General features: G+C 76.6%; 14 protein-coding genes and 1 tRNA gene. 7 read left to right on the forward strand and 8 right to left on the reverse strand.

All coding sequences use genetic code 11. The features are described from left to right. Positions 1 to 30: 30 nt before the first annotated feature. The 5 genes from B8281_RS12140 to B8281_RS12165 all read right to left on the reverse strand — a co-directional run bounded on the left by B8281_RS12140 (position 31) and on the right by B8281_RS12165 (position 4156). Positions 31 to 804, reverse strand: coding sequence for a hypothetical protein (locus B8281_RS12140; protein WP_232322559.1), 774 nt, complete (start codon positions 802 to 804; stop codon positions 31 to 33). A 70-nt stretch (positions 805 to 874) separates the two neighbouring features. Further along, positions 875 to 1756, reverse strand: coding sequence for an ABC transporter permease subunit (locus B8281_RS12145; protein ID WP_157446625.1), 882 nt, complete (start codon positions 1754 to 1756; stop codon positions 875 to 877). After that, positions 1753 to 2511, reverse strand: a complete 759-nt coding sequence (locus tag B8281_RS12150) for an ABC transporter ATP-binding protein (RefSeq protein ID WP_061267715.1) — start codon at positions 2509 to 2511, stop codon at positions 1753 to 1755. The genes B8281_RS12145 and B8281_RS12150 overlap by 4 nt, the downstream gene beginning before the upstream one ends. Positions 2512 to 2712: 201 nt before the next feature. Next, entirely contained in the window at positions 2713 to 3111 is a 399-nt protein-coding gene (locus B8281_RS12160; RefSeq protein ID WP_085387848.1) for a hypothetical protein, read from the reverse strand. A 367-nt stretch (positions 3112 to 3478) separates the two neighbouring features. Beyond that, the gene (locus tag B8281_RS12165) at positions 3479 to 4156 is read right to left on the reverse strand and encodes a FadR/GntR family transcriptional regulator (RefSeq protein WP_157446626.1); all 678 of its coding nucleotides are present in this window, start codon (positions 4154 to 4156) and stop codon (positions 3479 to 3481) included. A 75-nt stretch (positions 4157 to 4231) separates the two neighbouring features. On the opposite strand from B8281_RS12165, the gene B8281_RS12170 reads away from it, so the two are divergent. The 4 genes from B8281_RS12170 (at position 4232) to B8281_RS12185 (ending at position 7853) form a co-directional block, all read left to right on the forward strand. Further along, complete coding sequence (locus B8281_RS12170; RefSeq protein ID WP_198163063.1) at positions 4232 to 5497, forward strand: CynX/NimT family MFS transporter; 1266 nt, start codon at positions 4232 to 4234, stop codon at positions 5495 to 5497. A gap of 70 nt (positions 5498 to 5567) precedes the next feature. After that, a complete protein-coding gene (locus B8281_RS12175; RefSeq protein ID WP_085387851.1) occupies positions 5568 to 6257 on the forward strand; it encodes a YoaK family protein in 690 nt (229 codons plus the stop codon). 101 nt (positions 6258 to 6358) lie between these two features. Further along, positions 6359 to 7213, forward strand: coding sequence for an SDR family NAD(P)-dependent oxidoreductase (locus tag B8281_RS12180; RefSeq protein WP_085387852.1), 855 nt, complete (start codon positions 6359 to 6361; stop codon positions 7211 to 7213). 148 nt (positions 7214 to 7361) lie between these two features. Next, the gene (locus B8281_RS12185; RefSeq protein WP_157446627.1) at positions 7362 to 7853 is read left to right on the forward strand and encodes a hypothetical protein; all 492 of its coding nucleotides are present in this window, start codon (positions 7362 to 7364) and stop codon (positions 7851 to 7853) included. Positions 7854 to 7940: 87 nt separating this feature from the next. On the opposite strand, the gene B8281_RS12190 is transcribed toward B8281_RS12185, so the two are convergent. Further along, positions 7941 to 8028: transfer RNA gene (locus B8281_RS12190), tRNA-Leu, on the reverse strand. A gap of 367 nt (positions 8029 to 8395) precedes the next feature. Here B8281_RS12190 and B8281_RS12195 point away from each other — a divergent pair. Beyond that, entirely contained in the window at positions 8396 to 9538 is a 1143-nt protein-coding gene (locus B8281_RS12195; protein WP_157446721.1) for an AI-2E family transporter, read from the forward strand. 37 nt (positions 9539 to 9575) lie between these two features. Here the strand turns inward: B8281_RS12195 and B8281_RS12200 are convergent, their stop codons facing one another. Both B8281_RS12200 and B8281_RS12205 read right to left on the reverse strand, forming a co-directional pair. Then, positions 9576 to 9878, reverse strand: a complete 303-nt coding sequence (locus tag B8281_RS12200) for a DUF1905 domain-containing protein (RefSeq protein ID WP_085387855.1) — start codon at positions 9876 to 9878, stop codon at positions 9576 to 9578. A gap of 67 nt (positions 9879 to 9945) precedes the next feature. Continuing rightward, positions 9946 to 11328, reverse strand: a complete 1383-nt coding sequence (locus tag B8281_RS12205; RefSeq protein WP_085387856.1) for an APC family permease — start codon at positions 11326 to 11328, stop codon at positions 9946 to 9948. A 108-nt stretch (positions 11329 to 11436) separates the two neighbouring features. Here B8281_RS12205 and ald point away from each other — a divergent pair, with 108 nt between their 5' ends. Both ald and B8281_RS12215 read left to right on the forward strand, forming a co-directional pair. Then, a complete protein-coding gene (gene ald / locus B8281_RS12210) occupies positions 11437 to 12552 on the forward strand; it encodes an alanine dehydrogenase (RefSeq protein WP_085387857.1) in 1116 nt (371 codons plus the stop codon). A 100-nt stretch (positions 12553 to 12652) separates the two neighbouring features. Next, positions 12653 to 13288 (forward strand): GNAT family N-acetyltransferase, encoded by a 636-nt coding sequence (locus tag B8281_RS12215; protein WP_085387858.1) that lies wholly within the window; start codon positions 12653 to 12655, stop codon positions 13286 to 13288. The last annotated feature ends 76 nt before the right edge of the window (positions 13289 to 13364 follow it).

Consider the following 13364-nt stretch of genomic DNA (forward strand, 5'->3'; position numbering starts at 1 on the left):
CTACTCTCCCATCGGCCGTCGCGCGGCGCGTCAGACGACGTCATGGCGCCGCAGCCGGTACGCCGCCGCCGCGAGCAGCGCGGCGGCCCACGCCGCGAGGACGAGACCCCCGCCCCACGTGCCGAGGTGCGGGCCCAGGGTCGTCGCGTCGAGCGCGGCGAGCCGGGCGTCGTCCTGCAGCAGGCGCGCCCCTGCCCCGGGCAGGAGCGCGCGTGCCGTGTCCGCGACCCGGCCCGGGTTCGTCGCGAGCACGTGGTCGAGCACGACGAGCAGCACGACCCCACCCACGAGCGCCCCGTCCGGTCGCCGCACGAGCGACCCCAGGCCCAGGCCCACGAGGGCGACCCCGGTCAGGTAGAGCACGAAGCCTGCGAGGACGCGCAGCGTCTCCCGGTCCGCGAGGTCGAGCACGAGCGCGGCGTCGGCGCGCTGCCCGGCTGTCGCGGCGAGCGCCGCGCCCAGCGCGAGGACCGCGACGGCGAGCGCGGCCGCCGCCGTCACGAGCGCCTGCGCCGCGAGCACGGGCAGGCGGCGAGGGACCGCGACGAACGTCACGCGCGCGGTGCCGGTCCGGAACTCCCCGGCGCCGACGCCCGCGCCGAGCACGAGGAAGCCGAGCTGGGCGAGCACGAACCCCGCGACGGCGAGCGGTGCGCCCGACGACCCGGCGTCGGGCCGGGCGAACGCGCCCAGCGCCCACGCCGTCCCCGCCGCCGCGGCGACGGTCGCGAGCGCGAGCCAGGCCGTCGAGCGCAGGCTCGTCAGCTTGTCCCGCTCCGCCGCGAGCACCCGGAGCAGGGTCACCTGCGGACGGTCCGGCGCGCGCGCGGTGCGGGTCGGCGCGGGGTCCGGCGGGGGGATCGTCGCCGCCACGTCAGACCACGTCCCGCGTGCGCAGGCGGACGGCGGCCAGCGCGAGCGGCACGACGACCCACGCCGCCAGGACGAGCCCGCCGCCGACGGCGCCCAGGTCGGGCGCGCCCTCGACGGCACCCTCGCCCGTAAGCAGCGACGCCGCCCCGGTGGGCAGGAACGTGACCACCGTGTTCACCGCGGCCTGCGCGGACGAGACCCCCGCGGGCGCGGCGAGCGGGTCGCCCGACAGATCGGCCGCGAGGACGAGCGCGACGGGCAGGACGAGCACGACGAGCACCGCGGCGGTGACGGCGGGCACGGGTCGCCGCACCAGCGCGCCGATCGCGAGGCCGAGCAGGGCCATGCCGGCGAGCAGGAGCGTCATGCCGACGAGCACCTGCGGCGTGCCGTCGCCGCCGAGGTCGAGGGCGAGGTCGCGCGAGCGCGCCGACGGCAGCAGCGCGAGCACCGCCGCCGCGACCGCCATCACCGCGGTGAGCAGCGCGAACGCGGCGGTCGCCGCCGTCTGCCCCACGAGCACGGGCCAGCGCCGCGGCTCGGCGACGAACGTCGTGCGGAACGTGCCCGTGCTGTACTCGCCCGTCCCGACGAGGACGCCGAGGACGAGCGGCGGCACCTGCGCCAGCAGCAGGCCCGACGTGAGGGAGCCGAGCGGGTCGAACCCCGGGTCCACGGACGACGCCTGGGCCGAGAGGTACGTCAGCACGGCCGAGACGACGACGGTGAGAGCGGCCGCCCACCACGACGAGCGCAGGCTCGTCAGCCTCGTCCACTCCGCGGCGACGGCGCGGGGGAGCGTGGGGCCACCGGCGCTCGCGGGCCGGGGCACCGCCGGGTGCGCACGCCGCGACGACGCGGTCGGTGCGGTGGGGGCGGTCATCGGGCACCTCCGGCCGACGCCAGACCGGTCTCGCCCGCGGCACGGCCGCGGTACTGGACGGCGTCGGCGGTGAGCCGCAGGTACGCCTCCTCGAGCGAGCCCGCCGCGCCCGCGAGCTCCTGCACCGGCGCGTCGGCGAGCAGCCGGCCCTGGCCGATGACGACGACGCGGTCGGCGCACAGCGCGAGCTCGTGCATGAGGTGCGACGACAGCAGCACCGCGCGGCCCTCCGCCGCGAGGCCGCGCACGAGCCCGCGCACCCACAGCACGCCGTCGGGGTCGAGGCCGTTGACGGGCTCGTCGAGGACGAGCGTCCCGGGGTCGCCGAGGAGCGCGCCCGCGATGCCGAGGCGCTGGCCCATCCCGAGCGAGAACGTGCCTGCACGCCGCCCCGCGACGCTCTCGAGGCCGGTCATCCCGATCACCTCGTCCACGCGCGCCCGCCCGATCCCGTGGGTGCGGGCGAGCGCCGTCAGGTGGCGGAACGCCGTGCGGCCCGGGTGCACCGAGCGCGCGTCGAGCATGACCCCGACCGCGCGCAGGGGCGCCGGCAGGTCCGCGTACCGGCGGCCGTCCACGGTCGCCGTGCCGGAGGTCGGGCGCTCCAGCCCGACGACGACGCGCATCGTCGTGGACTTCCCGGCACCGTTCGGGCCGAGGAAGCCCGTCACGGTCCCGGGCCGCGCCGTGAACGTCAGCCCGTCCACCGCCGTCGTGGGTCCGTAGCGCTTCGTCAGCGCCTCCACCTGGATCATCGGTCCTCCCGTCGTCCGCGGGCCCGGTCGTCGGGCACCGCCGTCGTCGACGCTACGGACGCTTGCGGGAACCCCGGCTCGGGCGGTCGGCCGAGATCCGCGACCCTCCCGCCTCCTCCTCGGGGAGGAGGAGGTCGTGCCCGGGTGGGACGGTGCGGCCGGGCGGGACGGGGGGCGCGGCCCCTGCGGGCACGACGACGGTCAGGCCGTGGCGGTCCTCGCGGCCACCCGGACGCCCGCGTCCCATCCCGGTGCGCGCCCGCCGCCCGGGGGGACGTGGTCGGTCGCGAGCCCTGCCCGGGCGAGGGACCACGCGACGAGCGAGTTCGAGTTCCACATCCCGTTCCCGCCGGAGGGCCGCCGACCCCACGTGAGCGGCGGGACGCCACGCACCGCCCGCAGGATCCGCGCGACCGCGGCGGCGTCGCGCGTGACGAGGACGGGTGGCCCGACGGCGTGCTCCCGGTCGGGGATCGCGCCGTGCGCCCAGCAGCGCACCTCGTACCGGAACCAGCGGGAGCGGCCCAGCGGCCGCAGACCCACGGGGCCGGTCACGACGACGCCACGGTCGCACGGCGGGCCGCCCCACGCAGGGGTCATCTCGACGACGTACGGCAACCCGTCGCACCGCAGCCCCAGCGCCGCGTGGAACAGCCGGCGGGGGCGCCGCCGCGCGAGCAGCGCGGCGGCGCGCTCCCACGCGGCGCTCGTGCGGCGGACGACGTGGCCCCCGCCCCGACGGGCAGCCAGAGGAGCTCCGCCCGGTCGTCGCCGGGGGTGGGCGCGGTCACGCCCCGACGCTACGGCACGCGAACCCGGACGGGAGCGGTAGGCTCGGGGCCATGCTTCCGGCGTGAGAGCGCCGGCGGGATCCGAATGAGACAGCGGATCGAGAGGCCCCGTCGCTCCACACGACGGGGCCTCTCGCTGTCCCGGCGCGTCCTGCCGCCCGGCCGGGCGCCGTGCCTCAGCGGATGGGGGAGGGTCCGGCGTCCGCGAGCGGCAGGAACGGGTCGAAGATCGCGGCGACCGCTGCCGCGGCCCCGGCGGCGTCCTGCCGTGCGACGGCCTCGACCAGCTCGTGGTGGTGACGGTGCGCCGCCTCGTCGTCCGCGTTCTCCTCGTCGCGCATGTGCACGGTGAAGACGTCGAGCATGCTCGAGTAGAGCGTGACGTAGAGCGGGTTGTGCGTCGCGGCGACGATCGCGCGGTGCAGGTCGAGGTCGGCGCGCGCGCGGGCGTCGCGGTCGTCGGCCCCCCAGGCCGCCTCCCGCCGGTCGCGGAGCTCGCGCAGGTGCTCGACGTCGTCGTCCGAGCGGCTCGCCGCGGCGAGCGAGGCGGCGGTGCTGTCGAGGGCGAGGCGGAGCTCGAGGTAGTGGCGGCGGCTGCCGCCCGCGAGCTGGCGCTCCAGGGTGCCGTTCAGCTCGGAGCTCGAGATGACGAACGTGCCGCGGCCCTGCTCGCGGCGCAGCAGCCCGGCGTGCACGAGCGACTGCAGCGCCTCGCGCACCGTGTTGCGCCCGACGCCGAACTCCGCCACGAGCGCGGCCTCCGTGGGGATCCGTTCGCCGACCGCCCAGCGACCCGAGACGATCTCGTCCCGGAAGCGCGCCGCGGCCTGGTCGATGAGGCCTACTCGACGCATCGGTCCGCCTGTGCCAGACTGCTCCAGATTCATCCCATGATCCCATCATCCGCCGACCTCAGTGTGGAGTGTAGCGTGACCACCCTCTCTCCCTCCCGACCCCGCGTGCGCCTCGGACGCCTCACGCTCTGGGCGGGCTTCGCCGTCGCGCTGACGGCCCTCAACCTCCGGACGGCGGTCACCGGGTTCACCCCGCTGCTGGAGATGGTGGGCACCGACCTCGGGTTCGGGGTCGCCGTCGCGGGGGTGCTCGGCACGGTCCCCGCGGCGTCGTTCGCCGTGTTCGGCTTCCTCGCGCCCGCGGTCACGCGGCGGTTCGGGCTCGAGCGCACGGCCACCGTGGCGCTGGGTCTCACCGCGCTGTCCCTCGTGCTGCGCGCGGCCTCCCCGACGACGACCGTGCTCGTCCTGTCGACGGTGCTCGCGCTCGCGGGCATCGGGGCGGCCAACGTCGTCATCGTGCCGCTGGTGAAGGCGTGGTTCTCCGACCGGCTCGCGCTGTGGACCTCGCTCTACCTCCTCCTCATGCAGACGGGGCAGTTCGTCGCCCCGCTGCTCGCGGTCCCGGTCGCCGAGGCGAGCAGCTGGCGCGTGTCCGTGGGGCTCTGGGCCGGGCCCGCCGCCGTGGCCGCCGTCGTCTGGCTCCTGCTCGCGCTCCGGCTGCCCGCCGCCCACCACGCGCCCGCACCCGTCGCGGCGGCCGGCACGCGCCTCCGGGTGGGCCGGTCGTCCACCGCGTGGGGCCTCGTCGGCCTCTTCGCCATGATGTCGTTGTCGAACTACGCGATCATCACGTGGGTGCCGGCCGTCCTCACCGACGCAGGGGGCAGCGCGGCGCTCGGTGGTTCCATGGTCGCGCTGTACTCGGCGTGGGGCGTGCTCGCGGCGCTGGTGGTGCCCCAGGTCGCCACCCGGATGACCAACCCGTTCGTCGTCGTGGTCGCGTGCTCGGTGGTGCTCGTCGCCGGGTACCTGGGCCTCCTGCTCTCCCCGCTCGACGGCACGGTGGTGTGGGTGTGCGCCCTCGGCATCGGGGTGAGCACCTTCCCCCTGTGCATGACGCTCATCAACCGGCGCACGCGGACGGCCCAGGCGGCGTCGGCCGTGTCCGGCTTCGTCCAGGGCATCGGGTACGGGATCGCCTGCTTCGGGCCCCTCGGGCTCGGCCTGCTGCGCGAGGCGACCGGCTCGTGGTCCGTCCCGCTCGTCGTGCTCGCCGCGACCGCCGTCCCCGGGGTCGTGGCCGGCTGGTTCGCCTGCCGACCCCGCTTCGTCGACGACGCCGTCGTGGTCGCCGACCGCCCGGCGGACGACGTGGAGGACCGCGCGGCCGGCGCGTGACGCCGCGCGCGGGCTCGGGGCGGCGCCCGGCCGCCGCGCCGCGGCAGGTCCCGGCCCGTACGGTCGGACGATGACCGACCCGCGCGACCGGCCGTACGTGGCCGGGCTGCTCGTCCTGACCGTGGCGACGGGCGTCGTCGACGCGGTGAGCTACCTCGCGCTCGACCAGGTGTTCACCGGCAACATGACGGGCAACGTGCTCTTCGTCGGGTTCGCCGCCGCCGGTGCGGGCGGGATCCCGTTGCTCAACAACGTCGTCGCGCTCGTCGCCTTCGTCCTCGGCGCCGCCCTGTGCGGGGTGCTGCTCCGGGGGCGCGCCGACGACGCGCGGATGCCGCGGCGCGCGCTCGGCGTGCTCGCCGGGGGAGCGGTGCTCGTGGTCGCGGGCGGCGCGCTGTGGCTCGCCGTCGGGCGCCTGCCCGCGCCCGCGGTCCTGGCCCTCACCGCCGCCCTCGCGCTCGTGATGGGCGCCCAGGCGGTCGCCGCGCGGGGCGCCCACGTCCAGGACGTCTCGACCGTCGTCGTCACCACGACGCTCGTGAACCTCGCCCTCAGCAGCCCGCTCGCGGGCGGTTCCGGAGAGGGCGCGGCCCGACGCGCGGGGGCCGTGCTCGCGATGGGCACGGGCGCGGCCGTCGGCGCCGTCGTCGTGCGGTCGTGGTCCGGTGCGGCCGGCCTGCTGCTGGCGGGCGTCCTCGTCGCGGTCGGCACGACGACGCTCGCCCTGGCCCGCCGCCACGACGCCGTGGCGCCGCGCTGACGCGCCCGACGGGCTCGCCGGGCGCGTCAGCCGCGCTCCGGCTGCCAGCCCTCGGTCCCGCGGCTAGCCTCGCGGGACGGCACCCTCGGAGGGAGAGCGGGATGAGCCAGGGACGAGTGGTCGTGGTCACCGGCGCGGCGCGCGGGATCGGGCGCGCGACGGCGGTCGCGTTCGCGCGGGCGGGCTATCGGGTCGCCGGCCTCGACATCGCGGCCGTCGCGAGCCGCGCGCTCGAGTACGAGCCCGCGAGCCCGGCCGATCTCGCGCGGACCGGCGAGCTCGTGGAGGAGGCCGGGGCGTCGTGGCTGCCGCTGGTCGCCGACCAGCGCGACCTCGCTGCCGTGCGCGCGGCGCTCGGGGAGGTCGTCGAGCGGTTCGGCGGCCTCGACGTCGTGTTCGCCAACGCCGGGATCCAGGGCTTCGCCTCGGTCCTCGACATGAGCGACGAGCTCTGGCACGACACGATCGACGTCAACCTCACCGGCACCGCGAACGTGCTGCGCGCCGCGGCGCCGCTCCTCGTCGAGCGCGGCGGCGGGCGGATCATCCTCACCTCGTCGACCCAGGGTCAGCACGGCACGCTCGAGGGCAGCGCGTACTCGGCCTCCAAGTGGGGGCTCATCGGCCTGATGAAGTCCGCGGCGCTCGACCTCGGCCCCCACGGGATCACCGTCAACGCCGTGATCCCCGGCCTGATCGACACCGCCCTGACGCGCCACGAGGAGCGGTACGCCCAGGCCCTGGAGTCGTCGGGGAAGGCGCCCACCGGCGACGTCGCCCGCGACGAGCAGGCGGCCGCCGCCGGGCTGGCGAGCAAGCTCCCCCTCGGGGTGCCGTGGCTCGCGCCGGACGACGTCGCCCCGGCCGTCGTCTTCCTCGCCTCGCCGGAGGCGTCCATGATCAGCGGCACGAGCCTCGCCGTCACCGGTGGCGACAGCGCCAACGTCACGGCATGAGCCGACGCGCGGGGCGCGGCGCCCCCGGTGCTCAGGCACCTCAGGCTCGGAGCGGCCGGTCCTGAGGGGGTGCGGCGCGCGCTGAGGCCCGGGGGCGGGTCGGGACGGCGCGTTCGACCGATCCGGGACGGGGCGCCTCAGGACGAGCGTGAGCACCATGCCCGCCATCGACCCGCAGCTGCCCGTCCTCGTCCGCACGGCCCGTCTCGTCGGCACCTCGGTGCTGAGCATCGGCGCGACGGTCGCCCTCGTCGCGTGCGCGGCGGCCACCGACCCCATCGACCCGTCCGTCGCGGACCGCACGTATCTCGGGCTGCCCGCCGAGGGCGGCGAGGTGCACCCGTGGTCCGACGCCGAGACCCCGGCCGTCGGCTACGCGCGCGGCGGCGAGCCGCAGACCGTGAACGTCGTGACGTTCGGGTCGAGCTCGTGCCCGCTCGTCCCGGTCGACTACACGTGGGACGCCGAGGGGCGCTGGCTGAGCTTCCGCCTCGGTCGCCGGGCGGGCACCGACGAGCGCCCCTGCACGCTCGACACCGCGCCGTCGACGAGCGTCGTCGTCGTGCCCGGCCTGCCCGCGGACGAGTCCGTGACGATCCTCACCTCGGGCGACGACGTCGTCCTCCCGCCGGGGCGCTGACACCACGTGCGCGCCGGGGGACTGGTGCGTGCCCGGGGACGACGAAGGCCCCTGGTCTGCGTCTCCGCAGGCCAGGGGCCTCGATCATGGTGTCCGGAGGGGGACTTGAACCCCCACGCCCGATAAAGGGCACTAGCACCTCAAGCTAGCGCGTCTGCCATTCCGCCACCCGGACGAGTGGACCTTCCCGGCGTTTCCGCCGTTCGGGTGCGGGGAAAAACATAGCACGGTTCGGGGGTGGTCCTCACATCGCCCTCACGGCCCGGACCAGGGCCGCGACCTCGACCGCGACCTCGACGTGCCCTCGGCCGAGGCCGTGCGCGGCGCCCGGCGTGCGGGGACGACCTGGGGCAGACTGGGCGGATGGTGGCCACGACGCGACGGAGGCACGCGTGACGGACGAGCAGCGACCCGCAGCAGGCCCGGCACCGACACCTCGGCCGGGCTCCGGCTCCGACCGCTCGGCGGCGTCGGTCAAGCACCTCGCCGGGGCGTCGAGCGCGGCGCGCAAGGTCGCCGGGGCGCGTCGCAACCCGTCGGTGGTGGGGTACGACGAGACGGTCCCCGCCTGGCTGCGCACGACGGCCGGCTGGTCGTGGCGCCTGCTCATGATCGTCGCGGCCGTCGCGCTCGTCTTCTTCGCGACCGCGCAGGTGCAGCTCGTGTTCGTGGCGGTCTTCCTCGCGCTCGTCATCACGTCCGTCCTGCGGCCGGTGACCGACTTCTACAGCAGGATCATGCCGCGCGGCCTGGCCACGGGGCTCGCGATCCTCACGGCCCTGCTCTTCTTCGCGGGCCTGCTGACGTACGTCATCACGTCGGTCGCGGGCCAGTGGCAGAGCCTCGCGGAGCAGTTCGACCAGGGCATCGAGCAGATCTTCGACTTCCTCGAGAACGGCCCGCTGCCGGTCACGATCACCGCGGACGACGTCAACGGCTGGATCGACAACGGGCGCCAGTGGCTCACGGAGCACGGCGGCGACATCGCGAGCCAGGCCGCGGCGAGCGCGGGCTCGGTCTTCGAGGCCTTCGCGGCGATCGCGCTCGCGATCTTCTGCACGGTGTTCTTCCTCGCCCGCGGCAAGGACATGTGGACGTGGTTCCTCAACCAGCTCCCGTCGCGCTCGCGCGACAGCTGGAAGATCGCGGGCGGCGCCGGCTGGTACACCTTCTCCGGCTACGCGCGCGGCACGGTGATCATCGCGCTCGTCGACGGCATCCTCGCGGGGATCTTCCTCGCGATCCTCGGCGTCCCGCTCGCGGCCCCGCTCGCCGTCCTCGTGTTCATCGGGGCGTTCATCCCGATCATCGGCGCCCCGCTCGCGATGATCATCGCCGCGATCGTCGCGCTCGCGGCCAAGGGCTTCCTCATCGCGCTGATCGTGACGATCGGCATCGCGCTCATCGGGCAGTTCGAGGGCCACGTGCTGCAGCCGCTCGTCATGGGCAAGCAGGTGTCGCTCCACCCGGTGGTGGTCGCGATCGCGGTGACGGCGGGCACGCTGCTGGCCGGGATCCTCGGCGCGGTCGTGTCGGTGCCGCTCGTCGCGGTCGCGTGGTCGGTGTTCTCGCACCTGCGGCACAAGGACCCACCGATGGAGGACGAGCTGCCGACGGCGAAGGAGATCGCCCTCGGGGACATCGGCCCGGGCGTGACGCCGCCCCCGGAGGGCGCGACGAGCTGACCTCGCGCCGTCCCTGCCCGGGCGGCCGGGACCGGGATCACCGCGGGACGGCGGAGACCCCCGCGTCGAGCCGGACCGAGACGTGCACGGTGTCCCCGACGTCCTTGCCGGTCGCGGCTCGCACGGACCGCAGCACGGCGAGCAGGTGCGGACCGCCGTAGGCGACGAGGGACGCGTGGTACGCGACGCCGTCGACCGCCGCGAGGACGGGGACCCGGCCGCGCGTCCCGAACAGGTCGAGGACGTCGACGGGGAGCGCGACGAACGCTCCCGACCGTGACCCGGCGGCGACCACCACGGCGTCGAACTCCACCGGGCCGGGGTCCGTCCACGTGGGCATGGCGTCGACCGTAGCGGAGAGCGCGGACGCGGGGAACGGGCCGCCCGGGCGATTTCCGCGCGGCCGGTCAGCCGGCCTCGGACCCGGACGACCGGCCGTCGGTCCGTGCGTGCCCGGCGCCGCGGCGGACGAGCGTCACCACGACCGCGGCCGCGGCGAGCAGCGCCGGTGCGACGAGCGACGCCCCCGCGAGGAGCAGCAGCACCGCCGTCAGGGCCGTCGCGACCGCGGCGAGCCACCAGCCGGGAGAGCGCCGGGGGAGCAGGCGCAGCGCCGCCACCATGCCCAGCGCGTAGACGGCCACCATGCTGCTCGTGTGGACGCGGACGAAGGGCTCGAGGTCGAGCCCCGTGGCGACGAGCACCGCGAGGTAGCCCGCCGCGAGCGCGAGCGTGACGGCCAGCGCGCGGCGCGGGACCCCCGCACGGCCCGCGAGCGCGGCGAGGGGGCGCGGGAGGTCGCCGTCCCTGGCGAGCGCCTGCCCGAGGTTCGCGAACGCGGCGAGGTAGGCGGTGAGCACCCCGGACGTGACGACCGCGGCGACGACGCCCACGAGCACCGGACCCGCGCCGGGCGCGCCCACGCGCGCAAGGTCGAGGAGCGCGACCGTCCCCGTCCCCGCGTCCGTGCCGAGCACCCCGACCGTCGTGACCTGGAGCGCCAGGTACGCGACGCCGACCACGACGAGCGCCACGCCCGTCGCGGCGGGGATCGTGCGCCGCGGGTCGCGGAAGTCGGCCGAGACGTGCGTGCCGACCTCCCACCCCGCGAACGCCCACACGAACAGGCTCACGGCGGACCCCACGCCGGACCACCCCTCGCTGAGGAACGGCGTGAAGCGCTCGGCGCTCGCCGCCGGCGCCGCCGCCGCGACGACCGCGACGACGGCCGCGAGCAGGAGCGTCGTCAGACCGAGCTGGACGGCACCGGCCACGCGCACCCCGAGCGCGACGGCGAGCGCCGGCACGACGACCAGCGCGACCGCCACGACCGGGACGACGGCGCGGTCCGCCCCGACGACGGCGACGACGTACTCGGCCCCGAGCACCGCGACGACGGGGACGCCCGCGCACACGCCGAAGGAGAACCAGTACCCGGTGGCGCGGGCCGCCGTCGGGCCGAGCGCCGCACGCACCGCGCTCGCGACCCCGCCCCGGTCGGGGTGCCGTGCGGCGAGCGCGGCGAACGTCCCCGCGAGCGGCACGCTCGCCACGAGGACGAGCGCGACGGCGAGCACGGACGCGGGCCCGGCGACGCGCGTCGCGAGGCCCGGCAGCGCGAGGACGCCGGTCCCGAGGACGCTCGCGACGTAGAGCGCGCTGCCGCGCGCGAGGCCCAGCGTGCCCGTCGGGGACCGGTCGAGCGGGCTGGCGGGCAGATCCCGTCCGGAGGGGGAGGCCGGGCCGCCCGTCGGGGCGGGCCGGGCTGTGCGGGAGGTCGTCGGGTCCACCCGCCCACCCTGGCAACGACGGCGGGGCCGGACGAGTGGCAGGCAGGACACGCAGGCACAAGATTCGGCCACCCTGCGCACGACGGCAGCCTGCGGCCACACTGGACCATGAGGATCGGGATACCCACCGAGGTCAAGAACCACGAGGACCGCGTCGCGCTCACCCCCGCCGGCGCGCACCACCTCGTACGGGCCGGGCACGACGTGCTCGTCCAGTCCGGGGCCGGGACCGGCTCCCACCTGCCCGACGCGGAGTTCGAGAGCGCGGGAGCGCGCATCGTGCCGACCGCCGAGGAGGTCTGGGGCGAGGCGGAGCTCGTCTGCAAGGTCAAGGAGCCGGTCGCGAGCGAGCACCGCTTCCTGCGCGACGACCTCCTGCTCTTCGCCTACCTCCACCTCGCGGCCGACGCGGCGTGCACGCGCGCCCTGCTCGACGCCGGCACCACCGCGGTCGCCTACGAGACCGCCCGGGCCCCGGACGGCACCCTCCCGCTCCTGGCGCCCATGAGCGAGGTCGCCGGACGCATGGCGACCCAGGTCGGCGCGTGGCTCCTCCAGCGCCCGGCAGGCGGCCGCGGCGTCCTGCTCGGCGGCGTGCCCGGGACGCGACCCGGCCGGGTCGTCGTGCTCGGGGGCGGCACCGCGGGGCGCCACGCCGCCGAGATCGCCGTGGGCATGCGCGCCGAGGTCACGGTCGTCGACCTCGCGCTGCCCGTGCTGCGCGCCGTCGACCAGGAGTTCTCCGGGCACGTGCGCACCGTCGTGTCGAACGCGTACGCGATCGAGCGCGAGGTGCTGGAGGCCGACCTCGTCGTCGGCGCCGTGCTCGTCGCGGGGGCGCGTGCCCCGCGCCTCGTCACCGACGACCTCGTCGCGCGGATGCGGCCCGGCGCCGTGCTCGTGGACGACGCCGTGGACCAGGGCGGGTGCTTCGAGGGGTCGCGGCCCACGACCCACGACGACCCGACCTTCGCCGTCCACGGCACCACGTTCTACTGCGTCGCGAACATGCCCGGAGCGGTCCCCGTGACGAGCACCCTCGCGCTGACCAGCGCGACGCTCCCGTACCTCGCGGCGCTCGCGGACGGCGGGGTCGACGCGCTGCGGGAGGTCCCGCTCCTGCGGTCGGGGGCGTCCACCCACCGCGGCACGCTCCTCAACGCGGCGGTGGCCGCCGCGCACGACCTGCCGTGGACGCCCGTGGAGGACGCCCTGCGCCGGTGACGCACCCGGGTCCGGGACGGTCGAGAGCAGCCGTCGCCGCGCGGCCCCGGGCCGGGAATCGGGGTGACGCCGTGCGGCGCGGCGTGCCAGGCTCGGGCGGGTGCACCCCTTCGCCCTCGACGACGGCCGCGTCCACCTGTCCACCCCGACCCTCGACGACGTCGACGCGATCACGGCCGCGTGCCAGGACCCGGACGTCGCCGCGTGGACGGTCGTGCCGTCGCCGTACACGCGCGCGGATGCGGTGCAGTTCGTGCAGGAGTACGTCGGTCCCGGGTGGGAGCGCGGGGACGTCCTCACGTGGGGCGTGCGCGAGAGCGCGGGCCGATCGGGCATCCCCGGCCCCGACGGCGTGAGCCCGCTCCTCGGCATGATCGGCCTCAGCCTCGACGACGCGCCCGAGGGACGGCGGTCGGCCGAGATCGGCTACTGGACCGCACCCGGCGCCCGGGGCCGGGGCTTCATGACGGCCGCGGGCCGCCTCGTCGTCGACTGGGCGTTCGACCCCGAGGGGGCGGGTCTCGCGCGGCTCTTCTGGCAGGCGTACGTCGGCAACTGGCCCTCGCGCCGGACCGCGTGGCGCCTCGGCTTCCGGGTCGAGGGCACGGTGCGCGGCTTCGCGCTGCAGCGCGGCGAGCGACGCGACGCGTGGCTCGGCACGCTCCTGCCCGGCGATCCGCGCGAGCCCGCGGAGCCGTGGCCGGCGGACGCGTCGCCGTCGGGCCGCGCGGCCTGACGCCGTACCGCCACCGCGCTCCCGGGCGGCGGGGTGTCCGTTTCCGTCGTGGCTGCCGGCGGGGTCAAGATGGGCA

Origin of the sequence: Cellulosimicrobium sp. TH-20 (assembly GCF_002105775.1) — a bacterium.
Taxonomy (GTDB): Bacteria; Actinomycetota; Actinomycetes; order Actinomycetales; family Cellulomonadaceae; genus Cellulosimicrobium; species Cellulosimicrobium funkei.

Excerpts from the sequence above, each read along its gene's own strand:
- B8281_RS12165 (WP_157446626.1), bottom strand. The coding sequence starts at position 4,156 with ATGCGTCGAGTAGGCCTCATCGACCAGGCCGCGGCGCGCTTCCGGGAC.
- ald (WP_085387857.1), top strand. The coding sequence starts at position 11,437 with ATGAGGATCGGGATACCCACCGAGGTCAAGAACCACGAGGACCGCGTC.
- B8281_RS12145 (WP_157446625.1), bottom strand. The coding sequence starts at position 1,756 with ATGACCGCCCCCACCGCACCGACCGCGTCGTCGCGGCGTGCGCACCCG.
- B8281_RS12180 (WP_085387852.1), top strand. The coding sequence starts at position 6,359 with ATGAGCCAGGGACGAGTGGTCGTGGTCACCGGCGCGGCGCGCGGGATC.
- B8281_RS12150 (WP_061267715.1), bottom strand. The coding sequence starts at position 2,511 with ATGATCCAGGTGGAGGCGCTGACGAAGCGCTACGGACCCACGACGGCG.
- B8281_RS12200 (WP_085387855.1), bottom strand. The coding sequence starts at position 9,878 with ATGCCCACGTGGACGGACCCCGGCCCGGTGGAGTTCGACGCCGTGGTG.
- B8281_RS12175 (WP_085387851.1), top strand. The coding sequence starts at position 5,568 with ATGACCGACCCGCGCGACCGGCCGTACGTGGCCGGGCTGCTCGTCCTG.
- B8281_RS12160 (WP_085387848.1), bottom strand. The coding sequence starts at position 3,111 with ATGACCCCTGCGTGGGGCGGCCCGCCGTGCGACCGTGGCGTCGTCGTG.